Here is a 23667-nt window from a genome sequence, read left to right on the forward strand (position 1 = left end):
AACCGCCCCACCCCCGGCACGGGGTGAGGCGGTCTCCCCCCGGAGGGGGCTCAATTCAGCTCACTTCAGCACGCGCCCAGGTCCTGCCACACTCCCCACTCCCCCGTCGTGCCCGGCTCCTCGCCCTGCGTCCACCACTTGGCCTTCCAGTTGTGGCCCTTGTGGGAGACCCGCGTACCTCCGGTGTACGTACCCGCCTTGTCCCAGGCCGCGGCCGTGCAGCCGGTCGGCGGCGTCGTGGGCGGAGTGGTCGGCGGGGTCGTCGGAGGCGTGGTCGGAGGCGTTGTGGGCGGCGTCGTCGGGTCCGGCGTGGAGGACGGCGACGAACCCACCGCCGTCACGATCTGGTTCAGCAGCGTCGTCTTGTCGTCGAGCCCCAGCAGCGAGTACATCATCGCGCCCGCGAGCCCCCGGCTGTGCGCGTAGTCCGCCCGCGCCTGGATCGACTTCTGGTTCAGGCCGGTGAAGAACTCGCCGTCCTTGTAGAAGTAGGACGCCTTCGCCTGGTCGTCCCAGAACGTCGTCGCCGCGTTGTCGACGATCCCGCCCAGCTCCTTGTAGTGGGCGATCCCCGGCTGCTGGCTCAGCGACCGCGCCCCGGACGGACCGGTCGCGGCCTGGGCGAGCCCGTTCGCGGAGCCCGCCGGGACGCCCTTCCAGCCGCGGTAGTAGAACTCGTACCCGAGGGTGAGCTTGTTCGCCGGGAAGCCGCCCGCGATCCCGTACGCCGCGTTCCCGTCCAGCCAGGAGTCGACCGCGTTGGCGATCGAGTACTTCTGGGTGCCCGGCTTGATGACGTCGGTCGGGTCGTTCGCGCCCGAGTACAGCGGCGACTGGTGGTATGTCGGCCCGTCGCCGTCCCAGGCGCCGTGCATGTCGTACGTCATGATGTTGGCGTAGTCGAGGTACTGCCCGACCTTGTCGGTCTCGATGTTCTTGATCTTGTCCTGGCCGGCCGGCATCGCCGCCGTCAGCAGGTACTTCTTGCCGCCGTGCGCCGCCCCGTACTCATCGAGCTGCTTGCGGAACTCGGCGAGCAGCAGCGTGAAGTTCTGCTTGTCCTCGGGCGCGTAGTGGTTGCCGAGGTGGCCGTCGGGCGAGCCCGGGTACTCCCAGTCGATGTCGATGCCGTCGAAGATCCCGGCGGCCGAACCGGCGCCGCCGAAGCCGCCGTCGACCGGCAGGTCGCCCTGGATGTACTGCTTGATGCAGGACGCCACCAGCTTCTTGCGGCTCGCGTCCGTCTTGGCCGCGTCCGAGAAGTACTTGGAGTAGCTCCAGCCGCCGATCGAGATGTTGATCTTCAGCTTGGGGTACTTGGCCTTGAGCTGCTTGAACTGGTTGAAGACGCCGACGATCGGCTGGTCCCACTTGTCGGCCACACCGCTGACGCTGTCCGCCGCGCTGAAGGACTTCTGGTAGTCGGCGTACGAGTCGCCCGCGCCATCACCGGCACTGGCGTTGTTGTCGTCACCCGCCGCCTTGTTGGCCTCGAAACAGGTGAGGTCGGTGGGGTGGATATTGCCGAACGAGTAGTTGATGACGTCCAGTTTGCCCGCGATGCCCCGGGTGTCGAGGTGCTTGGGGTAGAAGGCGTTCCCGTACACGCTCCACTGGTCGTAGTACGCGATCTTCACGCCACCGGTGGACGCGGCGACGTTCTGGGCGTCGGCGGCGGAGGCGGCGCCCGCCGGGCCGAGGCCCGCGAAGGCGGCCAGCGCGCCGGCGGCGAGCGTCGCGGTCGTGAGGGCTGCGGCTAGAGGTCTGCGGACGGGCACGGTCGGCCTCCGGGGGTGAGCGGAACGGCGGTTGGAGCAGTGATAGCGATCACGCCGGGGCCGCGTCAATGGTCTGAACCAAATTGAGGACTAGACCAATTTGAGCGCGAAACCGCTCGTCAGGGAGGTGGGCGGGATGCACGAACCGCCCGCCACCATCGGTGACGAGCGGTTTAAGGCTGGCTTATGGATCTTGGACGGGCCGGTGAACGGGTTGGACCACCGCCCCCGCGAAATCCAGGATTTACCGGCCGGTGACCGGTCCAGGGACGCCCCGGCGATCACCGCGCGGCGCTCCTCCGGTCACGCCGTCGGCGCCCCGTACACGTCCGCGATCAGCTCGTAGGAGCGCACTCGCACCTCCGGTCCGTGCGCGTTCGCGGTCAGCATCAGCTCGTCCGCGCCGGTCCGCTTCTGGAGCGCGTCGAGCCCGTCGCGCACCTCCTCGGCGGTCCCGGAGACCACGTTGGCGAGCCAGCCGTCGACGAACTCCCGCTCCAGCGGGCTGAAGGAGTACGCCGCCGCCTCCTCCGGGGTCGGCACGAGCCCCGGACGGCCGGTGCGCAGCCGCACCATCGACAGGGCGTTGGTGAGCGTCTGGCGGCGCGCCTCCTCCTCGCTGTCGGCGGCCAGCGCCGAGACGCCGATCAGCGCGTACGGCCGGTCGAGCACCGCCGACGGCCGGAACGACTCGCGGTAGAGGTCGAGCGCGGGCACGGTGTTGGCGGCCGAGAAGTGGTGCGCGAAGGCGAACGGCAGGCCAAGGACACCGGCGAGCCGGGCGCTGAAGCCGGAGGAGCCGAGCAGCCAGATCGGCGGGCGCCCGGTGGGTCCCTGCACCGGGCCGGGGACGGCGTGGATCTTCGCGTACGGGTGCCCGTCGGGGAAGTCGTCGTCCAGGAACCGGGTCAACTCGGCGAGCTGCTGCGGGAATTCGTCGGCCCCCTCGTTGAGGTGGTCCGTGCGGCGCAGGGCCGCCGCCGTCGCGCCGTCAGTGCCGGGCGCGCGCCCCAGACCCAGGTCGACGCGCCCCGGGGCCAGCGCCTCCAGGGTGCCGAACTGCTCCGCGATCACCAGTGGCGCGTGGTTGGGCAGCATGACGCCGCCCGAGCCGAGTCGGATGCGCTCGGTGTGGGCGGCGAGGTGGGCGAGGATCACGGCCGGGGACGAGGAGGCGACGCCGGGCATGGAGTGGTGCTCGGCGACCCAGTGGCGGGTGAAGCCGCGCCGCTCGGCGAGCCGCGCGATCTCCACGCTGGTGCGCAGGGCCCGCGTCGCGGTGTAGCCGCTGCCGACCGTCACCAGGTCCAGCACGGACAGGGGCACGGGCGCGCTGCCGAACGCCGTCCCTCGAATGTCGTCCACGTCCACCGGTCCGCTCCTCCAGTTCGTGCCGTACGGATACGACAGAAGCTAACAGGAGGCTGTCTCCGTTTTATTCCCGGCAGGTCCGCCGCCCGCCCCGGCCGCTGTCGATCAGCAAAGGCGGGTACGAACCCGGGCATGACCGATCCGACGACAGGCCTCACCACCTCACTCGCCGACCTGACTGCCCGTCAACTCCTGGCCGGATACGGCAAGGGCGACTTCTCCCCGGTCGAGGCGGTCCGGGCGGTGCTGGAGCGGACCGCCGCCGTACAGCCCCGGATCAACGCGTTCGTCCGGGTCGACGCCGAGGCCGCGCTCGCCGGGGCCGAGGCGTCCACCGCCCGCTGGCGGGCCGGGGAGCCGCTGGGGCTGCTCGACGGGGTGCCGGTGTCCGTCAAGGACGCGCTCCCGGTGGCCGGCGGCCCGACCCTGCGCGGCTCCACGGCCCCGGCGGGACCGGGGCCCTGGGACGTGGACGCGCCCGCCGTGGCGCGGCTGCGCGAGCACGGGGCGGTGTTCGTGGGGAAGACCACGATGCCCGAGTTCGGGTGGAAGGGGGTCACCGACTCGGCGCTCTCGGGGATCACCCGCAATCCGCACGACCCCGCGCGCACGGCGGGCGGCTCCAGCGGCGGCAGCGCGGCGGCGGTGGCGGCCGGGGCGGCGCCGCTCTCGCTCGGCACCGACGGCGGCGGCTCGGTGCGCATCCCCGCCGCGTTCTGCGGAGTGGTCGGGCTGAAGCCGACCTACGGGCGGGTGCCGATGTTCCCGCCGAGCCCCTTCGGTTCGCTGGCGCACATCGGGCCGCTGGCCCGGGACGCCGCCGACACGGCGCTGCTGCTCGACGTGATCAGCGGCGCCGACTGGCGCGACTGGTCGGCGAACGAGCGCGCCGAGCCCGTCTCGCCGGGCCTCGCGGAGGGCGTGAAGGGCCTGCGGATCGCCTACTCGCCGTCCTTCGGCGGCCAGGTGGCCGTGCGCCCCGAGGTCGCGGCGGCGATACGGGCGGCGGTGACCCGGCTCGCCGGGCTCGGCGCGTACGTCGAGGAGGCGGACCCGGACTTCGCGGACCCGGTGGCCGCCTTCCACACGCTGTGGTTCACCGGCGCGGCGCACATCGTGGGGCGGCTCCCGTCGGAGCGGCGGGCGGCCCTGGAGCCGGGGCTGCGGGAGATCGCCGAGCAGGGCGCGCGGTACACGGCGCTCGACTACCTGGCCGCGCTCGACGTCCGGGCTGCGCTCGGCTTCCGGATGGCCCGCTTCCACCACACCTACGACCTGCTGGCCACGCCGACCCTGCCGATCACCGCGTTCGAGGCGGGCACGGAGGTCCCGAACGGCTCCGGCCTGCGGCGATGGACGGGCTGGACCCCGTTCACGTACCCCTTCAACCTGACCTGCCAGCCCGCCCTGACGGTCCCGGTCGGCACGGACGCGGCGGGGCTGCCCATCGGCCTCCAGCTGGTCGCCGCGCGGCACCGCGACGACCTGGTGCTGAGGGCGGCGTACGCGCTGGAGGGCTGACCGGGAGGAATGGCGGCGTCGATCGCGGGTAGCGGCGCCGCCATGGTTCGAGCAACTGCACGACGAACGTTTCTCGCCGGAGGCATCGGCGCGGCCCTGGCCGCCGCCGGCTGCTCCCGGGTGCCCGAAGGCGACGCGCTCGGGCGCCTCAGATCGCAGGGCACGGTACGGCTCGGGATCGCCGGAGAGGTCCCGTACGGCTATGTCGACGAGGACGGCCGGTTCACCGGCGAGGCGCCGGAACTGGCCAAGGTGATCTTCAAGCGGCTCGGCATCGACCGCGTCCAGCCCGTCGCCACCGACTTCTCCTCGCTCATCCCCGGCCTCAACTCCCAGCAGTTCGACGTGGTCTCGGCCGGGATGTACATCAACAAGGAGCGCTGCGCGCAGGTCCTCTTCGCCGACCCCGAGTACCAGATGCTCGACGCGTTCATCGTGCGCAAGGGCAACCCCAAGGGGCTGCACACGTACGAGGACGTGGTGCGCACCCGCGCCCGCTTCGCCACCGGGACCGGCTACGCGGAGATCCAGTACGCGGTCGCCGCCGGGATACCGGAGAAGGACATCGTGATCCTCCAGGACCAGGTCGCCGGGCTGAACGCGGTGGAGTCCGGGCGCGTCGACGTGTTCGCCGGGACCGCGCTGACCACCCGCGCCGTGGTGCGCAAGAGCAGCCGCGCCGAGGCCACCACCCCCTTCGCCGCCGTCGTCGACGGCAGGAAGAAGGTCGACGGCGGCGGCTTCGCCTTCCGGCCCACCGACACCACGCTGCGCGACGCGTTCAACACCGAGCTGAACAAGCTGCGCTCCAGCGGCGAACTCTTCCGGATCCTGCGGCCGTTCGGCTTCACCCGGGCCGAGATGACCACCCTCACCGCCAAGGAGCTGTGCCGATGACGGCCGGACTGTGGCAGCACTGGGTGCTGCCGGGCATCTGGATCACCGTTCAGCTGACCGTGTACAGCGCGGCGCTGGCCGCCGCCGTCGCCTTCGGGATCGGCATGGCCCGCACCCACCGCTCGCGGCTCGTACGGTTCCTGGCCGGCTTCTACACCGAGGTCTTCCGGGGCACCTCCGCCCTGGTCCTGATGTTCTGGCTGTTCTTCGTGCTGCCGCCGCTGGTCGGCTGGCAGCTGGTGCCGATGTGGGCGGCCGTGCTGGCGCTCGGGCTCTCCTACGGGGCGTACGGCGCGGAGATCGTCCGGGGCGCCCTGAACGCCGTCCCGCGCGCCCAGCGCGAGGCGGGCATCGCGCTCAGCCTCACGCCGTGGCAGCGGATGCGGCTCGTATTGCTGCCGCAGGCGGTGCCGGAGATGATCCCGCCGTTCTGCAACCTGCTGGTCGAGCTGCTCAAGGGCACCGCCCTGGTCTCGCTGCTCGGGGTCGGCGACGTGTCGTTCGCCGCGTACCTGGTCCGGCTCGCCACCCAGGACAGCGCCCAGATCTACAGCGTCACCCTCGTCGTCTACTTCGTCCTCGCCTTCGGGATCACCCGGGGCATGAAGGCGCTGGAGCGCCGCACCAAGGCCAATCTGGGGGTGACGGTCAAGTGATGTACTCGGCTGGGGCGGCACAGTCCTCCTCCTGGGACTGGTCCGCCGTCTGGGACTTCATGCCGCGCTTCTGGGACGGGGTGCTCGTCACCCTCCAGGTCCTGGCGCTCGGCTCGCTCATCTCGTTCTCGCTGGGGCTGGTGTGGGCGCTCGGCCTGCGCGCGCCGTCGCGGCTGGTGCGCTGGCCGGTGACGGCCGTCACCGAGTTCATCCGCACCACCCCGCTGCTGGTGCAGCTGTTCTTCCTGTTCTTCGTGCTGCCCGAGTGGGGCGTGAAGTTCTCCGCCCTGACCACCGGCGTCCTCGCCATCGGGCTGCATTACTCGACGTACACCGCGCAGGTCTACCGGGCCGGTATCGACGCCGTGCCCAAGGGGCAGTGGGAGGCGGCCACCGCGCTCAGCCTGCCCATGCACCGGACCTGGCTGGCGGTGATCCTGCCGCAGGCGGTCCGCCGGATCGTTCCGGCACTCGGCAACTACGTGATCTCGATGCTCAAGGACACCCCGCTGCTCGCCGGGATCAGCGTCCTCGAACTCCTCCAGCAGTCGCGGCTGGAGGGCGCCTCGACCTTCCAGTACACCGAGCCGCTGACCGTCGTCGGCATCGCCTTCATCCTCATCGCCTATCCGGCTTCCCTTCTCGTACGAGCCCTGGAGCGCCGCCTTGCCCGCTGACCTCTCCCCCGCGCACACGCCCGTCCCCGCCGACTCCGACAGCCCCCTGATCACCTTCGACAACGTCACCAAGCGGTTCGGCTCCACCACCGTCCTGGACGACCTGTGCTTCTCGGTGCGGCCGGGGCGGCACGTCACGCTGATCGGCCCCTCCGGCTCCGGGAAGACCACGATCCTGCGGCTGCTGATGACGCTGGAGACGCCCGACTCCGGGACGATCCAGGTCAATGGGGACCGGCTGTTTCCGGCCGCCGAGAGAGAGCGCCGCGAGGCCCGGAAGAAGATCGGGATGGTCTTCCAGCAGTTCAACCTGTTCCCCAACATGAGCGTGCTGCGGAACATCACCGAGGCGCCGGTGCGGGTGCTCGGCCTCTCGCCCGACGAGGCCGAGGCGCGGGCGAAGGAGCTGCTGGACCTGGTGGGCCTCGCCGACCGCACCGACGCCAAGCCCGCGCAGCTCTCCGGCGGCCAGCAGCAGCGGGTGGCGATCGCCCGGGCCCTCGCCATGCGGCCCCAAGTGCTGCTTCTGGACGAGGTGACGTCCGCGCTCGACCCGGAGCTGGTGGCCGGGGTCCTGGACGTGCTGCGGGACATCGCGACGACGACGGACATCACCATGCTCTGCGTCACGCACGAGATGAACTTCGCGCGCGACATCTCCGACGAGGTCATGATGTTCGATTCCGGGAAGGTCATCGAGTCGGGTCCGCCGGAGAAAATCTTCGCGGCACCCGAGCACGAACGCACGCGCGAGTTCCTGGGTGCGGTGCTCTGACCTCACGTTCCGGCCAGTGACCCTGACTCTGGCATATGCCATACGGATGCGCCCCAGCTTGCGGGCCGGGGCGCATCATCAATCTCGTCAACACCCCCACCGCAAAGGGGCCTTGGCGGCTATCTTGGAAAGGTGAAGCTGTCCACCTTCGCAGCCTCGACCTGCTAGGGGGAAACCGTGGCGCTGAAGCCCGAGCCGACCGCGCCGTTCCACTCGGTGCAGTACGCCTTCCGCGTCCTGGAGACGATCTCCAAGCACGCAGGCGGAGTGACGGACGTCCAGATCGCACGAGAGACCGGTCTGCCGACCGCACACCTCGCCTCCCTCCTCCTCATGCTCCGCTGCGAGGGCTATGTGGAGCAGGTCGCCGACGGGGCGTACGTCATCGGCGACTCCACCGTCCTGCTCGGCTCCGGCATGGTGCGGCAGCAGGCCCTGGAGGCCAAGCTCCAGGCCACGCTCACCGAACTGCGCGACTCGGTCGGCGCGGCCGTCTACATCAGCCGGTACATCGACGGCGAAGTGAAGATCACGCAGTACGCGGACGGCCCGCGCGCACCGAAGGTGAACGAGTGGGTGGACTTCCGCTCGGCGGCCCACGCCAGCGCGGTCGGCAAGTGCCTGCTCACCCAGCTCGACCAGAACGGCCGGCGCGACCATCTCTCCCGCCACAAGATCGCCCGGCTCACCTCGCGCACCATCACCAACGAGCGCGTCCTCTTCAGCAAGCTGGACAGCCAGCCCGCGACGGTCCCGGTCCTCGACCTCCAGGAGTACGCGGTGGGCACGGTCTGCGCGGCCGTTCCGCTCACGGCGGGCGCGGCGGTCGGCTGCCTGGCCCTCTCCCTCCCGATCGAGCACGCCCACCGGCTGCGCTCGGCGGCGGACACGCTGAACCGACGGGCGGCGCCGGTGGTGCTCTCGCTGGCGATCTAGGCGTTTCGTTTCCGTAATCCGACGGAGTGCAGGAGCACCCCCTCGGACCAGGTAGTATTTTCTCTGTCAGCAGGCGCCGCTAGCTCAGTTGGTTAGAGCAGCTGACTCTTAATCAGCGGGTCCGGGGTTCGAGTCCCTGGCGGCGCACAGTCTGTGACCTGGGCGTTCTCCCTTCGGGGAGGACGCCCTTGGTCGTTTTCGGGGCCAAGTGCCAGCGAGGGACTGACGGCACCACTGGGACCCGCGCCGAGGCGAAGGCACCGGGCCGCGCCGACCGGACCTCGTCACCGTCGCCACCGCCCTGGGCGCACCAGAGCCTTCGTTGTTGGTCCGCCGCGGCGCGTTTCCGGTACGCCGGTACTGCGCGTCGGATCAACGTGGCGGGTCCCCACGGCACCGTTGCCTGGAGTGTTGGGCGCGGCCGCCTCGCCCCAGGCCCGCCCGCTGACAAGTTCCCGGGATCCGGGCGCACCCCCTATAACTCGTTCGGGGAGGGAATCCGGGAGCCCCATGACATGTTGCCATCAAGGGCTCCGGACGGTCGTACGTTGACTTCCGAGTCGCCGTGTTGGAAATTCCATCAAAACGACTACACAAAATGCCCGGTTTGGTGGCGATCACCCCAAAGAAGAAACGTTTTTTCTTTGGCCAAAGGACCGCGAATTTAATACTGATCGGAAAAACGCTTCCTCATGATCGAGGGGTGACGGGGCGCCCGCCCCGCTCGACCGACTACGCATGCACTAACCTTCGACGTAGCTCAAGGCGGCTCTCGTTCTACGCCTCCGCGAGCGGGTTCTACCGAGTGCGCGCCTGGAGACTTCTCCCACGGGGAAGCGCCACTCAAACTCCTTATACGGGCGGCATGAGCGAAGGGTTCAACGGCCAATGGCGCGTAAGGTTTCGCGCGAGCTCTCCGGGCGCCTGATCCGCCGGGGTCAGGTCGAACGCCTCGTTGAGGCGGTAGAACGTGAGTTCCCCTCATCTTCAGAGCGCAAGTTCTCCATAGTCAGCGAGGACGTCGTCTACACCGAGGCGTCCATTGAGATTGTCATGAGATCAGCAGGCCGACCAACCGTCGTCGATAACTTGACCGTTTCCGACAAGGCCGGGGATAAAGTCTTTGTTTTTGAGGCCAGACCAGATCGGATCAAGCTGACTGCTGAAGGGGGCGAGCAGCACTTCCCGGTGGGGTTCTGCGAGGAAGTCCAGGCGATCCTTCGGACCCGCACCATTCGGCTGCGTCGGCTCCTGCCTGCCCGTATGCGGCGCATCATCGACAGGTGTCTGCCGGTCGAAGCGGTCCTGGCTGTCATCGCCATCCTGATCGCCTCGGCCACGGCTGGGTGGCCGACGACCCTCAGCGTCACCTGCATCTCCGCGCTCGCGCTTCTGACGACCTGGGTCGCGAGGCGGCGCTTTTCGACCTACATCTTGTTGAAGGACGATGCTCGGGAGCCCTGGAAGCGGACGGAGAAGCTGGCCTTGGCGGGCACCCTCGTGGGCCTGACGGTCCCGATCACCGTGGCGCTGATCGTGAACGGCCCGAACTGGTTCAAGGACAACGGTCCACCGTCGACACCAAAGTCGGGCTCCACCGGCCATGCCTCAGGCTCCGCTGGGGGCTTGGGATCGCGTGGTGCGACCCCTGGCTTGTCGCGTGACAGCGAGCGCTCGCCGCTGACGAAGGTGACGGTCGAGCCTGCGGCGGGGTCGGCCGGCGAGGCCTTCTCGCTGACCGGTAAGGGTTTCGAGCCGGGTGCCGAGATCTGGGTGTCACTGCTGGCAGGTCCGGGGACGACCCTCTCATGGCATCGGACTGAGCGCCGTCTCGTTCGAGCGAACGACAAGGGTGAGATCGGGCCGGAGAAGATCACGGTGGGGCGGAACGTCTGCTGCCCCGGTGGGACGATCCGGGTCGTGGTCACCCCCGAGGGGAAGATGGCCGCCGAGACGACGTACACGCTGAAGTGATCAACAACGCCCGACGGCTCAGCGGATCGGTGCCGTCGGGCATCTCTGTACCCGCATTCGCGACAACCGGGGCATCCGCGCGGCTGAGAACCTGGTCCGCACGTGCCCACAGCCTTGCCTGCCCTCCCACGGACCGGGCGCGATCCTCATCCTTCGCCTGATCTCGATCGGCTACACGAGTTCGAGGGTTGCGTCACGGTAGCGTGCGTCTGCCCGGACACCACCAGTGACAGTTGCATCTACACCTGGGTGGACTGCCTCAGTTGACGTCGTGGTCGACCGTCGCGCCGGTAGCTGGTCATCCGAGGCGGGGGGCGCACAGAGGTCGCACGGGAGCACGATTTTGGGTTACGGCTACTTGCCGGTACAGCTCATGCGACCGCGTACCCGGCCATGGTTCTAACCGGTACGAATGCATTTGATGTACCGGGACGCAGCCGCCCCAGAGGTCGCACGCATTCTGGCGCCCCTGTAAAGGCACTCGAATATGGACGATTGGCGTCCGAATCGCTTTGCGCTTACGACGCAGAGTAGACGGATAATGGCTTGGCGGAGCCTGCCATGCGTCACCATTCCAGGGGGCGAGATTTCAGTGAATACCCGCGCCAAGCAGGTCGCTCTTGCGCTTGCCGCAATTTTTGCGGCCTGCTGCTCGTGCGTCGCGCTGAGCCTGTTACTCGTTCGCATTCCATGGCTTCAGACCCAGGACAGCAGTAACGCAGGTCAGGCACTGGGTGCCGCCTCGGCGGTGAGCTCCACAGCCGTGCTCATCTACATGGCCGGCGCCATTCGCGTTCAGATGCGCGAAGTGGAGTTCCACCGAGATGCGCTGAGGACTCAGCAGGAATCCCTGCAAGAGCAGTGCGAGGTAAGCGGGCTGACGAACGGCGAGCTCCACCGCACTTCAGAAGCCTTGATGCGGGGCATCCACATATCGATACTCAAGATGGCCGTCGATGACCCTGAACTTGCGGTCACCTGGCCTTTATACAGCTCGGGCGGATCAGAGCTAGAGCACAAGCAGTATCTATATATGAACCAAGTACTGTCCATGCATTTTCTATTCTACGAGACCGCGTACACCGCAGCTCACGTGGAAGCCTCCCTCCAGTATTTGTTTACCAACCCGCTATGGCGAGAATTCTGGGAGAGCTTGCGCGTCGCGCGATCCCGCGAAATTCCCCCGGACACGGTTGAGGCGGCGTTCTCAGAAATGGTCGAACGGGCGTATCAGGCGGCCCTCTTGGCGACCCCGTTGCGACGGAATGGGTGAGCCGAGGGCGAGTGGCTACCACCCCCCACCCTCGTTCGACCGGGTCGCCTAGGCCTTAGGGATATCCCGACGAGCCCTGACGAGAACGTCGCGCGGTACGACCACAACATGCTCCCCAGGGCCGACGCCTGCGTCGTCGGGCAGTTGGCCGCGAAGCCGGTCGGTCATGTCCTCGCCGATGACAGCGAAGTCACCGGTGCTCAGCTCGAAGACATCCGGGCAGTTGGTCTCGTTCATGCATCCCCGAACCCGTGGCGAATCCCCGAGGCGTCGCGCAATTTTCACTACGTAACCACTCACTGTTCTTGACATGGCCATGACGTGCGATTGGCCGGACGATTTGTGGGCCGCTGTGATGGGTGGCAGCTGGATCGCGCTCCTGATGGTCAGACCGACCGGCTGATGGCAGGCCGAAGCCCCCGAGTCAGGCGGTGGCCTGTGCTCGGGGGGACCGAGCGCGAAAGGAAAGTAGCGCATGATTACCGTGCGTGGTGGGCGCTTGGGGAGACCGGCGCGCCCGTGCACCTCTCGCGCCGTTCCACGTTAAGGGTCAGCGACCCCTGCGAGAACACGGCTGATCTTCACCTCGCCTGCGGGCGGCGGGGCTTCTTGCGTTGCCCATACATGTTTCCGGCCCACGGCGAACACCCTTGGCAGCCCGCCATGCGCGAGTAATGCTGATTACATGATTACAGCCGAACAGCACGAGCAGCTTCGCGGCTGGTTCTCCGGTCGCATTCCGGACGGTCTCTACGAGCGTCTGGTCGAGGTGGTGGTCGATCGCGAGGAGATCACCGTCATCGGGCGCGTCCCCGAGCCGGAGCTCGCGGACGACGCCTCCCCCGCCGAGCGCGCCGCCGCCCTCGACGGCCGTATCCAGGAGTTCCGCGAGCGCACCCGCGACGAGCGGATCGCCGTGGCCCGCGAGGCCGAGCACCGGTACGGGCGCAAGGTGTCGTGGGGTGCCGAGTGCGGTGGTCGGCGCGCGATGTTCACGCAGGTCGCGGCGCCCGTCATGACCCGCCTCAAGCAGCCCGAACGCCAGGTCCTGGACACCCTGGTGGCCGGCGGGGTGGCCCGCAGTCGCAGCGACGCCCTTGCCTGGTGCGTACGGCTCGTACAGAGTCACACCGACGACTGGCTCGGGGAGCTGCGCGACTCCCTGGAGCGCGTACGGGAAGTCCGCGCCCAGGGTCCCGACCGCGCGTCGGGGCCCGCCGAGGAGGAAAACGCATGAGCGACGCTCCGGGGATCCCCAGCGTCTACGAGTGGATGGGCGGCCAGGAGGCACTCGACCGCCTGACCGAGGTGTTCTACGGGCATGTGCACAAGGACCCGGTCCTGGCCCCGGTGTTCGCGGGCGCCCCGGCCGAGCACGCCCATCACGTGGCGATCTGGCTGGCCGAGGTCTTCGGCGGTCCCGCCGACTACACCGCGGCCCACGGCGGCCACGACCACATGGCCGGGCGCCACGTGGGCCGCGGCATCACCGAGGAGCAGCGGCGGCGCTGGATCTCGCTGCTGATGGACGCGGCGGACGAGGTGGGGCTGCCGGACGACCCGGAGTTCCGGGCGGTGTTCGCGTACTACATCGAGTGGGGCACGCGGATGGCGCTCGTCTACTCGGGCCCGAACCCGCCGCCGGTGGAGGGGACGGGGGCGACGGTGCCGAAGTGGGGCTGGAACCAGACCCCGCCGTGGCGCCCGAACGGTTAGCCCGGACCCCTCAACTCGCCTCAACTCGCTTGCGTACGGCCCCTCCCGGGGACTCCGGGAGGGGCCGTACGCATGTCTTATACATCTGTTCTAGACAGACGTATTAAACGCCCGTACAGTTCCTGTCATGACGCACTCACCGAGCACGAACCTCCGCGCCGGGCGCAAGGAGTGGACCGCCTTCGTCGTCCTCCTGCTGCCGCTCCTCCTGGTCTCGATGGACGTCTCCGTCCTCTACTTCGCGATCCCCTCGATCACCCGCGAGCTGGACCCGAGCGCCACCCAGCAGCTGTGGATCTTCGACATCTACGCCTTCGCGCTCGCCGGACTGCTGATCACGATGGGCTCGCTGGGCGACCGGATCGGCCGCCGCAAGCTGCTGATGATCGGAGCTGCGGCCTTCGGCCTGGCCTCGGTGACGGCGGCGTACGCGACCAGCGCCGAGATGCTCATCGCCGCCCGCGCCCTGCTCGGTGTCGGCGGCGCGACCCTGATGCCCTCCACGATGGGCCTGGTCCGCAGCATGTTCCGCGACGACAAGCAGCGCGGGCAGGCGATCGGCATCTGGTCCGGCGCCATGGCGGGCGGCATCGCGCTCGGCTCGGTGATGAGCGGCGTGATGCTGGAGCACTTCTGGTGGGGCTCGGTCTTCCTGATCAACGTGCCCGCGATGGTGCTGCTGCTCGTCCTGGTCCCGGCCCTGGTCCCCGAGTTCAAGGACCCGGCGCCGGGGCGGTTCGACCTGCTGAGCGTGCCGCTGTCGATGGGCGCGGTGCTGCCGGTGGTCTACGGGCTCAAGGAGTTCGCCGCCGAGGGCTTCAGCACGGCGCGGCTGCTGTCCGTCCTCGCGGGCCTCGCGGTCGGCTGGGTCTTCGTCCGCCGCCAGCGCACCCGGAAGGACGCGATGATCAGCCGCGAGCTGTTCCGCGACCGGGTCTTCGGCGCCGGGATCTCGCTCAACGCGGTCGCCGCCTTCGCGATGATGGGCTCGGCGTACTTCACCACGCAGTACCTCCAGTCGGTGCTCGGCATGGGGACGATGGAGGCGGCCCTGTGGTCGCTGGCCCCGTCGGTCGCGGTGGGCATCGCGGCCCCGACGGCGACCGCGGTCGCCGCCAAGGCGGGCAAGGGTCCGGTCATCGCGGCCGGCTTCGCGATCGCCTCGGTGGGCTACGGCGTCCTCGCCCTCACCGGCACCGACTCGCTCTGGATCCTGCTGACCGGCGCCGCGGTGATCGCCAGCGGCATCGTCACGGTGATGGCGCTGGTCTCCGACATGGCCCTGGCCTCCGCCCCGGCCGAGAAGGCCAGCTCGGCGGCCTCGCTCCTGGAGACCGGGCAGGAGTTCGGCGGCGCGCTCGGCATGGCGGTCCTGGGCTCGGTCGGCACCGCGGTCTACCGCTCCGACATGCCGAACTCCGCCCCGCCGGCCGCCCGCGAGACCCTGGGCGCGGCCGTCGCGAGCACCGACCACGCACTGGTGGCGACGGCCCGGGAGGCCTTCGTGCACGGCCTGCAGTACGCGGCGGTCGGCGGCACCGTCCTCCTCCTGGTCACGGCGGGCGTGGCGGTGGCCCTGCTGCGCGGGACCAGCGCGCAGGCCCCGGTGCCGGCCGCCGAGCCGGAGGGCGAGCTGGTGGCGTGAGCCTCAGATACGTACGCGAATACGTACGCGACCGCCGGGCGGGCTCACTTCGAGCCCGCCCGGCGGTCGTTCGCGTGTCGCCTGCGGGTGTGTGGGTGGCTGGTCGCGCAGTTCCCCGCGCCCCTAAGAGCGCCCTCCGGGCCGCCCCGGGGATTGCCGCGGAGCGCCATCTAAGGGGCGCGGGGGAACTGTGCGACCAGCCCACCACTCACCCGAAGACAAAGACCGGGCGATTCAGAACTGCACGTCAGAGCACGCGTAGAACGCGTTCCCCGTGTCCGCGATCGTCCACACCGCCAGGATCACATGATGCCCGCTCCTCCCGGAGGGAATCGTGCCGTCGTGGGACAGCGTCGGCGGCGGCTGCTTGCCGTTGAACGGGACCGTCAGGAACGGCTGCGGATCCAGCGCCGCCCGGGTGAGCTTCTGGGCCGGGTCCCAGCCCTGCTTGGTGAGGTAGTACCGGAAGTCCGTCGTGGCGTGCCGCGCGGTGAACTGCCAGCGGAAGGTGTACGTCTGACCCGCTGTCAGCCGTGTGGTCGGCCAGCCCGTACCGCCGCGCGGATCGTCGAGCTCCGCGAAGCGCGCGTTGCCGCCCGCACAGAGCCGGCCGTCCGCGGGTCCCGCGGCCGGGAACCCCTTGGGGCCTTCGACGGACTGCGGCTCCCACTGTATTTCGCCGCAGGCGTGCGCGTTGGCGCACACCTTCTGGCGGCTCAGGGGCTGGTCGGTGTAGCCGTGGCCGCTGGCGCTCGATGTGGCGAGCAGGGAGGTGCCCGCGGCCGCGAGCGCGACCGCGGCCGCGCCCAGCTTCTTCTTTCGCATGCTGACGCTCCTGGAGAACGTGGGGGAGTTCCGAGGCCGTGGCGCACGCGTGCGTAAATCTGGTCTGGACCAACTCACAGGCTATTCCCGCCAGTTGAGCATGTCCAGACCAATCACCACCCGGCTTCGGCCCCGCGGCTCCCCCGCGTTCAGGCGCCCTCGGACCCGCCCCGGCCCGTGTAGAACGCCACCGTCAGGTCCTTCACCAGCACCCTGCGCTCGTAGTCGTCCAGCTCGACCAGACCGCGCGAGGTGAGCCGGGCGACCGTGTCGTCGACCGCGTCCACCACCGAGCTCAGCACCTCGTCCCGGTGCCGGGCGTCGATCGCCGCGACCCGCCGCCGCCGCATCGCCGCCGCCACCTCGGGCGCGTACTCGATCCGGACGGGCTGCGCCGCGTACACCTCGATCCCGACCGGCTCCGCCTCCGCCTTCAGCAGACGGGTCAGCGCGTCCCCGACGGCCTCCGCGTCGCGCAGGGTCGGGGCGTCCTCGTGGAAGGCGTCGGCCGGGAGCCGGGACAGGACCCGGGCCATCGCCGCCTCCACCTGGTCGCGCAGATAGACCACGTGGTCCTCCACGGCCAGGGCCGCCCGCGCGGTGTCCCTGACCCGCCACACCACGAGCACCACGGCCCGCAGCGCCGTGCCGTCCGCGTCGACCGCGGGCATCGGCTCGCTGCGCCAGTGCCGCAGCCGTACGTCGACCGGGCGGCGCAGCAGCAGCGGGCTCGTCCACACCAGCCCCGTGCGCCGCACGCTCCCCCGGTAGTCGCCGCAGAGCGAGAGCACCCAGGCGCACCCGACCCGGCCGCGCCCGAGCCCGCCGAAGCAGACGACCGCGAGGGCCGTGCCGAGCACGAGCAGCGCCCAGCGCGCGGGCCCCATGCCGCCGTGCCCACCGGCGTACGTATACGACGGCAGCCGCAGCGCGTCCGTCACCGCCGCCGGAAGCAGCCCGGCCGACCAGACCACCGCCGCGCACCCCGCGAGCGCGGCCAGCCCCGCCGCGACGGCCACCGCCCCCGGCACCACGGGCCCGGGCCGCTCCACGAGTCCGGGGTCGCCGGGCGGGGCGGGCCGCCCCGGCACGGGCACCGGCCGGGCCGCGCGCCGGGCCGGGGCGGCCGTCGGCTTCGGCCCGGGCTGCGGGACCACGGGCGTGGGCGCGGTGTCGTCCCGGAACAGCAGGTGCACCGGGATCTCGGCGGTGGTCTCGCCCCTGATCACCGCGACCCGGCGGGGGCCGGGCCCGGGGACCCCGTCGTCGGGGGTGGGCACGGGGTCCGTCGTCTTCTGCATCGATGCCTCCGTCATGCGAACAGCCGCCGCCAGGTCTCGGGGCCGGGGTATCCGTCGGCCGCGCCGCCGCGCCAGCCCTGGGCGCGCTGGAACGCCTCGACGTTGCGCCGGTCGGCCTCGCTCCAGCGCGGGCCGGGGCCGGAGGTGTAGTACCGCCCGAACCCCTTGCGCAGGAGCTGCCGCCCGAGCTCGGTCACGTACGCGCTGGACTGCCCCGGCCGGAAGTACGCCTTGCCGGGGAAGGCGGGCACGTGCGTCCAGCCCGCCGCCGCGGCGACGGTCGGCCCGCCGGGAGCGCCGGGCGCGCCCAGCGGGCCCGGGGGGCCCTGCGCGGGAGGGGGCGGGCCGGTCGGGGCCGGGGCCGTGGGGGTCGAGGCCGCCGGGACCGGAGTTGCCGGGACTGGGGTTGCCGGAGGCTGGGCCACCGCGGGTTCGGCCACAGCGGGCTGAACCACCGGCACCTGCGCCACCGCGGGCTCGGCCGGTGGCTGGGGCGGGGTGGTCGCCGCCGGGGGCGGGCTCCCGGCCGGGATGTCCTTGCCCGCGCCCCGGACCAGCAGGCTCCAGGTCTGGGCGCCCGGCAGGCCGTCGGCCTCGCGGCCGGTCCAGCCCTGGGCGCGCTGGAACGCCTGGGTGGCCCTGCGGTCCGCCGCGCCCCAGCGCGGGCCGGGTCCCTCGGTGTAGAAGCGCTTGCCGCCGCGCGCCACCAGCATCTGGCCGAGCCGGGTGACGTACGCGTTGTTGGCGCCCGGCCCGAACGCGGCCGCGCCGGGGAAGTCCACGGCGAGCGCCGCCGACGCGGCGGGCGGGTCGACGGCCGGGCCGCCGGTGCCGGCGCCGACGCCCTTGTAGCGGTAGGGCAGATACCTGCTGGAATTGCTCCAGTACCCGTACGGCGTCGCCTGCTTCCGGGCCAGCGGGGGCGTCTGCTCGTACGCGATGTAGTAGGTGTGCGTGTAGTCCGTCCAGCCGCCGAAGATCACCACGTGCGAGCCGCGCGTCGGGTTGTCGGGGTTGTGGAAGAGCAGCATGTCGCCGGGCTGGAGCTCGTCCTTGGTGATCCGCACGGCGAAGTTGCCCAGACTGCCGGTCCACTCGTTGGTGCCGAGGTTCCAGGCCATCGAGACGAACCCGGAGCAGTCCTGCCGGTACCCGTCCGACCAGTACTTCTCCATGCTGTACGGGACCTGCGCGGCGATCCACTTCTTGGCCCGGTTGATGATGTCGGCCCGGGTCATCGGCTGGAGCTTGCGCGGCGGCGGTTCGTCGGGCGGCACGGCCGCGCCCCCGTGCAGCGCGCCTGCGGCGCCCTGCTCGGTCACGGGCCCGGCGTCCAGGCCGACGGCGTCGCCCCCGTCGGCGGCCCGGTCGTGACCGGTCTCCGGCCCCGGCGCGCGCACGGCGGCGGCCGCGGTCCCGGCGCCGAGGACCACGCCCGCCGCGGTCGCGAGCACCAGCGCGCGGCGGGCGCCGTGGGCGGCCGGGTGGCCCCCGGCGCGCAGCGGCAGGGCGGCCGTCCGCCGCCGGTCCGCGCACCCGGCGCAGCCGCACTCGCCCGCCGGCTCGTACTCCTCGAACACCGGCACCGTCATGGGCGTCACCTGCCGCTCTCGGCGATCTTGTGGTCGTTGAAGATCTTTTCTGCGCTTCTGCACGGGCCACAGCTTTCCAACCGTCCACATAAATCGCATTTTGACGGATCAAAACGGATGAAACGAACATCTCACCGCGTGGCGCTGGTCAGAACCACCCTTCCGAGTCCGGTAGAGTTCTCGGTGTCAGCAGGCGCCGCTAGCTCAGTTGGTTAGAGCAGCTGACTCTTAATCAGCGGGTCCGGGGTTCGAGTCCCTGGCGGCGCACAGACAGCCACAGTCCCCTCACCATCGGTGAGGGGACTGTGGTCGTTCTGGGGCGCGCGCCAGCGCCTCCCGCGCCGTGCGCCGCGTGGTGCTCCCACGGGAGCATCACCCAAAATCCGCACGCCCTGCACAAGCGCCCCGTAAAGCCCTCGTATGACCGGTAAACAGCGCGTTTCACCCTTGCGATCAAGCCGCTGGGCGTAGAAACCTGGCTGGGGGACATCGGTCCCAAGGGGGTGTGCGGCTCCATCACTTGGAGGCCGCGTGTGTGGTTCGGAGGGGAATGTCCCGGTTGCGCGGACCTCGGGGTGGGGGCCCTGTTCATGAATCGGTGCCGATGAAGGCATCATGCAACCGGAAGAGCCTCCTCCCATGTCTGGATCAAGGGGTGTGGCCCGCCCCTTGACCGCCCATCAGTACGTCCGCGGGGTCGAGGGGGACCGACGCGGACGACGGAACAACGACACACACGCAACGTGACCTTTGCGTGCGGGGGGATGACTCATGACGTCGACGCCGACCGGCGCCCGGCACCACGACGACCCGTCCCAGACCACTCAGCTCCGGCTCCCGCCGCATCTGCGGCCCGGGGCCAGGCAGCGGCTGAAGAAGTCGCTGCCGCGCTACGACTACGAGCACTACAGCAGGCTGGCCGGCCCGCTCACCCAGCCGGACCCGGCGAAGCCGTACCGCGTGCGCTACCGGTCGCTGCTCTCCCAGGAGCCGCACCGGATACGCGCGGCCCTGCTGCTCGGCGCGGCCCCGCTGGTCTCGCTCGGTCTGTTCGCCTGGCTGATGCAGCCCGAGCACTGGACCAAGCGCGACCACGCCTCGCAGTCCCTGCTGGTCCTGGACATCGTCATGCTGGTCTCGATCGGCCTGATCGAGCTCTTCCGGACGATGAACGTGCTCTCCAACGCGCACGCCACGCTGGTCGCGCGCGACCCCATCCCCGTGGTGCCCGAGACCGGCACCAAGGTCGCCTTCCTCACCTCCTTCGTGCCCGGCAAGGAGCCGCTGGAGATGGTGACCAAGACCCTGGAGGCCGCGGTCCGCATCCGCCACCGCGGTCTGATGCACGTCTGGCTGCTCGACGAGGGCGACGACCCGGCGGTCAAGGAAGTGTGCGCGCGCCTGGGCGTGCACCACTTCTCCCGCAAGGGCGTCGCGCGCTGGAACCAGCCCAAGGGCCCGCACCGCGCCAAGACCAAGCACGGCAACTACAACGCCTGGCTGGAGGCGCACGGCGGCGAGTACGACTTCTTCGCCTCGGTCGACACCGACCACGTGCCGCTGCCCAACTACCTGGAGCGGATGCTCGGTTACTTCCGCGACCCGGACGTCGGCTTCGTCATCGGCCCGCAGGTCTACGGCAACTACGACACCTTCGTCACCAAGGCCGCCGAGTCCCAGCAGTTCCTCTTCCACGCGCTGATCCAGCGGGCCGGCAACAAGTACGGCGCGCCCATGTTCGTCGGCACCAGCAACGCCGTGCGCATCAGCGCGCTGAAGCAGATCGGCGGCCTGTACGACTCGATCACCGAGGACATGGCGACCGGCTTCGAGATGCACCGCGCCACCAACCCGGCCACCGGCCGCAAATGGCGCTCGGTCTACACCCCGGACGTGCTGGCCGTCGGCGAGGGCCCGACCGCCTGGACCGACTTCTTCACCCAGCAGCTGCGCTGGTCCAGAGGCACGTACGAGACGATCCTCAAGCAGTACTGGAAGGGCTTCGGCACGCTGCCGACCGGCAAGCTCTTCAACTACACGATGATGATCATCTTCTACCCGATGTCGGCCCTCAACTGGATCCTGGCGGCGCTCAGTTGCGCCCTGTTCCTGGGCCTGGGCGCCTCGGGCGTGCAGATCGACCCCGTCATCTGGATGATGCTGTACGGCAACGCCTCGGCCCTCCAGATCGGCCTCTACATCTGGAACCGGCGCCACAACGTCTCCCCGCACGAGCCGGAGGGTTCCGGCGGAGTGGCCGGCATGGTGATGTCGGCGCTCTCCGCGCCCATCTACGCCCGCTCGCTGATGGACGCCGTACTGCGCCGCAAGAGCTCCTTCGTGGTGACCCCCAAGGGCGACTCGTCCAGCCCGGACACCCTCTTCGGCACCTTCCGCATCCACCTGTTCTTCATCGCCCTGTTCGGCGGCTCGCTCATATCCTCGTTCTTCAACGGCCACAGCCACCCCGCGATGATCACTTGGGCCACCCTGGCGATGCTGATCACGGCCGCGCCGATCCTCGGCTGGCGGTGGACCGTACGGGCGGAGAAGCGCAAGCGCGGCAAGCGCAGGCGCTCGCCGTCCGAGCCGCAGCAGGGGCCGCATCAGCAGGAACGCCCGCAGTGGACGCCGGGGGCGCCGCCGCAGCAGCCGCAGCCGCCGCAGGGCGAGCCCCAGCAGCCGCCCGCCGGACCGCCCGCCGAGCCAGCCGAGCCCGCCGACCAGACCGTGCAGATCGCCCTTGGGGGACGTAACCAATGAGATTCCGTCCGACCCGCCGTACCCGCCGCTGGGCGATCGGTACGGCGGTGGTCGTCGCGCTCGCGGGCGCCAACGGCCCCTGGCTGTACCGGTTCTCCTCGGACCAGTACCACGACTACAAGATCAACCAGCCGGGGTACAAGGCGGACAACGGCCACTGGGACATGGTCGCCATGCCCAAGGAGTTCCGGCTCAACACGATCCACGCGGCGCTGCTGCACACCGGCAAGGTGCTGCTGGTCGCCGGGTCGGGCAACAACGCCAAGAACTTCGACGCGAAGAAGTTCGACACGGTGCTGTGGGACCCGGACAAGAACACCTTCAAGAAGATCCCCACGCCCAACGACCTGTTCTGCACCGGCCACACCCAGCTCGCCGACGGCAAGCTGCTGATCGCGGGCGGCACCAAGCGGTACGAGAAGCTCAAGGGCGACGTCACCAAGGCCGGCGGCCTGATGATCGTCCACAACGAGGACCCGGACAAGCCGATCACGCTGCCCGCGGGCACCCGGTTCACCGGCAAGTCCAACGCCAAGACGTTCGTCTCCAAGGACCCCGTCCTCGTCCAGCGCGCCAAGAAGGTCTTCGACAAGAAGACCGGCAAGTTCCTGCGCACCGAGGCCGGGCTCGGGCGGATCTACGTCGAGGCCGAGGAGTCCGGCACCGAGCACGAGACCGGCACCGAGGACAACTACCGCATCCAGGGCCTCAAGGGCTCCGACACCCGCAACGTCTACGGCATCGCGCAGAAGCTCGCCCTGGACAAGAAGGACTTCCAGGGGATCAGGGACGCCTACGAGTTCGACCCGGTGGCCGAGCGGTACATCACGGTCGACCCGATGAACGAGGCCCGCTGGTACCCGACGCTGACGACGCTCGCCGACGGCAAGGTCCTCGCGCTCTCCGGGCTCGACGACATCGGGCAGCTGGTGCCGGGCAAGAACGAGGTGTACGACCCGAAGACGAAGAAGTGGACGTACACCAAGGGGATCATGCAGTTCCCGACCTACCCGGCGGTGTTCCTGCTGCAGAACGGCAAGCTGTTCTACTCCGGGTCGAACGCGGGGTACGGGCCGGACAACGTCGGCCGTGACCCGGGCATCTGGGACTTCGCCTCCAACAAGTTCACCAAGATCCCGGGGCTGAGCGACCCGGGCCGGATGGAGACGTCCGGGACGGTGCTGATGCCTCCGGCCCAGGACGAGAAGTACATGGTGATCGGCGGCGGCGGGGTCGGCGAGTCGGCCGAGTCGTCGAAGAAGACCCGGATCGTGGACCTCAAGGACCCCAACCCGTCGTTCAAGGACGGCCCTTCGCTGTCCGACGGGACGCGGTACCCGATGACGTCCGTGCTGCCCGACGACACCATGCTGATCAGCGGCGGCTCCAAGGACTACCGGGGCCGGGGCGGCTCCGACCTGCACCAGGCGCGGATCTACGACGCGAAGACGAACTCGATGCGGCGGGTGGCCGACCCGGAGGTGGGCCGCGACTACCACTCCGGGTCGATGCTGCTGCCCGACGGGCGGGTCGTCACGTTCGGCGGGGACTCGCTGTACGGGGACAAGGACGACACCAAGCCGGGTGTGTTCGAGCAGCGCATCGAGATCTACACGCCGCCGTACCTGTACAAGGGCGGCGACCGGCCCGACCTCGGGGAGGGGCCGAAGTCGCTCTCGCGGGGCGGGAGCGGGGTGTTCAAGTCGAAGGACGCGGGCGCGGTGAAGTCGGCCCGGCTGATCCGCCCCAGCGCGACGACGCACGTCACGGACATCGATCAGCGGTCGGTGGCGCTGGATGTGGCGAAGACGCCGGACGGCGTCAGGGTCACGGTCCCCAAGAACCGCAACCTCGTCCCTCCGGGGTGGTACATGCTGTTCGTGACGAACGGGGAGGGTGTGCCGTCGCGGGCGGTGTGGGTGGAGGTGCCGTAGCGGGTTGCCGGTGGTTCGTCCGCGGGCCGGTGG

Annotated in this window: 19 protein-coding genes and 2 tRNA genes; 15 read left to right on the top strand and 6 right to left on the bottom strand. The window is 69.9% G+C overall.

The window, feature by feature from the left end:
• Positions 1–65: 65 nt before the first annotated feature.
• Together BX283_RS16940 and BX283_RS16950 are read right to left on the bottom strand one after the other, a co-directional pair.
• A complete protein-coding gene (locus tag BX283_RS16940) occupies positions 66–1778 on the bottom strand; it encodes a glycosyl hydrolase family 18 protein (RefSeq protein WP_101388429.1) in 1713 nt (570 codons plus the stop codon).
• A gap of 303 nt (positions 1779–2081) precedes the next feature.
• Positions 2082–3188, bottom strand: coding sequence for an LLM class flavin-dependent oxidoreductase (locus BX283_RS16950; RefSeq protein WP_180357457.1), 1107 nt, complete (start codon positions 3186–3188; stop codon positions 2082–2084).
• A 93-nt stretch (positions 3189–3281) separates the two neighbouring features.
• Between BX283_RS16950 and BX283_RS16955 the strand changes: the two genes are divergently transcribed.
• The 9 genes from BX283_RS16955 to BX283_RS16995 all read left to right on the top strand — a co-directional run bounded on the left by BX283_RS16955 (position 3282) and on the right by BX283_RS16995 (position 11858).
• On the top strand, positions 3282–4670 hold the full coding sequence (locus BX283_RS16955) for an amidase (protein WP_101388432.1): 1389 nt from the start codon (positions 3282–3284) through the stop codon (positions 4668–4670).
• Between the two features lie 42 nt (positions 4671–4712).
• Positions 4713–5567 carry an ectoine/hydroxyectoine ABC transporter substrate-binding protein EhuB gene (gene ehuB / locus BX283_RS16960; RefSeq protein ID WP_101392404.1) on the top strand — a complete coding sequence of 285 codons (855 nt, stop codon included), beginning with the start codon at positions 4713–4715 and terminating at the stop codon, positions 5565–5567.
• Entirely contained in the window at positions 5564–6223 is a 660-nt protein-coding gene (ehuC, locus tag BX283_RS16965; protein WP_101388433.1) for an ectoine/hydroxyectoine ABC transporter permease subunit EhuC, read from the top strand. The genes ehuB and ehuC overlap by 4 nt, the downstream gene beginning before the upstream one ends.
• The gene (ehuD, locus tag BX283_RS16970; RefSeq protein ID WP_101388434.1) at positions 6223–6900 is read left to right on the top strand and encodes an ectoine/hydroxyectoine ABC transporter permease subunit EhuD; all 678 of its coding nucleotides are present in this window, start codon (positions 6223–6225) and stop codon (positions 6898–6900) included. The genes ehuC and ehuD overlap by 1 nt, the downstream gene beginning before the upstream one ends.
• On the top strand, positions 6890–7675 hold the full coding sequence (gene ehuA, locus BX283_RS16975) for an ectoine/hydroxyectoine ABC transporter ATP-binding protein EhuA (RefSeq protein ID WP_101388435.1): 786 nt from the start codon (positions 6890–6892) through the stop codon (positions 7673–7675). Before ehuD ends, ehuA begins: the two co-directional genes overlap by 11 nt.
• 177 nt (positions 7676–7852) lie before the next feature.
• Complete coding sequence (locus tag BX283_RS16980; protein WP_101388436.1) at positions 7853–8611, top strand: IclR family transcriptional regulator; 759 nt, start codon at positions 7853–7855, stop codon at positions 8609–8611.
• 73 nt (positions 8612–8684) lie between these two features.
• A tRNA-Lys gene (locus tag BX283_RS16985) sits at positions 8685–8758 on the top strand.
• Positions 8759–9499: 741 nt separating this feature from the next.
• Positions 9500–10585, top strand: coding sequence for a hypothetical protein (locus BX283_RS16990; protein WP_101388437.1), 1086 nt, complete (start codon positions 9500–9502; stop codon positions 10583–10585).
• 592 nt (positions 10586–11177) lie between these two features.
• The gene (locus BX283_RS16995) at positions 11178–11858 is read left to right on the top strand and encodes a DUF6082 family protein (RefSeq protein ID WP_143676431.1); all 681 of its coding nucleotides are present in this window, start codon (positions 11178–11180) and stop codon (positions 11856–11858) included.
• 48 nt (positions 11859–11906) lie between these two features.
• On the opposite strand, the gene BX283_RS17000 is transcribed toward BX283_RS16995, so the two are convergent.
• A complete protein-coding gene (locus BX283_RS17000) occupies positions 11907–12095 on the bottom strand; it encodes a hypothetical protein (protein WP_306822807.1) in 189 nt (62 codons plus the stop codon).
• 448 nt (positions 12096–12543) lie between these two features.
• Here BX283_RS17000 and BX283_RS17005 point away from each other — a divergent pair, with 448 nt between their 5' ends.
• From BX283_RS17005 to BX283_RS17015, 3 genes are all read left to right on the top strand, one after another.
• Positions 12544–13095, top strand: a complete 552-nt coding sequence (locus BX283_RS17005) for a hypothetical protein (RefSeq protein ID WP_101388440.1) — start codon at positions 12544–12546, stop codon at positions 13093–13095.
• Positions 13092–13574, top strand: coding sequence for a group II truncated hemoglobin (locus tag BX283_RS17010; protein WP_101388441.1), 483 nt, complete (start codon positions 13092–13094; stop codon positions 13572–13574). The genes BX283_RS17005 and BX283_RS17010 overlap by 4 nt, the downstream gene beginning before the upstream one ends.
• A 127-nt stretch (positions 13575–13701) precedes the next feature.
• On the top strand, positions 13702–15219 hold the full coding sequence (locus BX283_RS17015; RefSeq protein ID WP_101388442.1) for an MFS transporter: 1518 nt from the start codon (positions 13702–13704) through the stop codon (positions 15217–15219).
• 234 nt (positions 15220–15453) lie between these two features.
• On the opposite strand, the gene BX283_RS17020 is transcribed toward BX283_RS17015, so the two are convergent.
• The 3 genes from BX283_RS17020 to BX283_RS17030 form a co-directional block, all read right to left on the bottom strand.
• Positions 15454–16044, bottom strand: a complete 591-nt coding sequence (locus BX283_RS17020; protein WP_101388443.1) for a lytic polysaccharide monooxygenase — start codon at positions 16042–16044, stop codon at positions 15454–15456.
• Positions 16045–16193: 149 nt separating this feature from the next.
• Complete coding sequence (locus BX283_RS17025; RefSeq protein WP_373979181.1) at positions 16194–17345, bottom strand: SPFH domain-containing protein; 1152 nt, start codon at positions 17343–17345, stop codon at positions 16194–16196.
• Positions 17346–17356: 11 nt separating this feature from the next.
• Complete coding sequence (locus BX283_RS17030) at positions 17357–18937, bottom strand: peptidoglycan-binding protein (protein ID WP_101388445.1); 1581 nt, start codon at positions 18935–18937, stop codon at positions 17357–17359.
• Positions 18938–19130: 193 nt separating this feature from the next.
• Here BX283_RS17030 and BX283_RS17035 point away from each other — a divergent pair.
• The 3 genes from BX283_RS17035 (at position 19131) to BX283_RS17045 (ending at position 23634) form a co-directional block, all read left to right on the top strand.
• Positions 19131–19204 (top strand) — tRNA-Lys (locus BX283_RS17035).
• Positions 19205–19708: 504 nt separating this feature from the next.
• The gene (locus BX283_RS17040) at positions 19709–21700 is read left to right on the top strand and encodes a glycosyltransferase family 2 protein (protein ID WP_101388446.1); all 1992 of its coding nucleotides are present in this window, start codon (positions 19709–19711) and stop codon (positions 21698–21700) included.
• Positions 21697–23634 (top strand): kelch motif-containing protein, encoded by a 1938-nt coding sequence (locus BX283_RS17045; protein ID WP_101388447.1) that lies wholly within the window; start codon positions 21697–21699, stop codon positions 23632–23634. The genes BX283_RS17040 and BX283_RS17045 overlap by 4 nt, the downstream gene beginning before the upstream one ends.
• Positions 23635–23667 lie beyond the last annotated feature (33 nt).

This window comes from Streptomyces sp. TLI_146 (genome assembly GCF_002846415.1).
Lineage (GTDB): Bacteria > Actinomycetota > Actinomycetes > Streptomycetales > Streptomycetaceae > Streptomyces.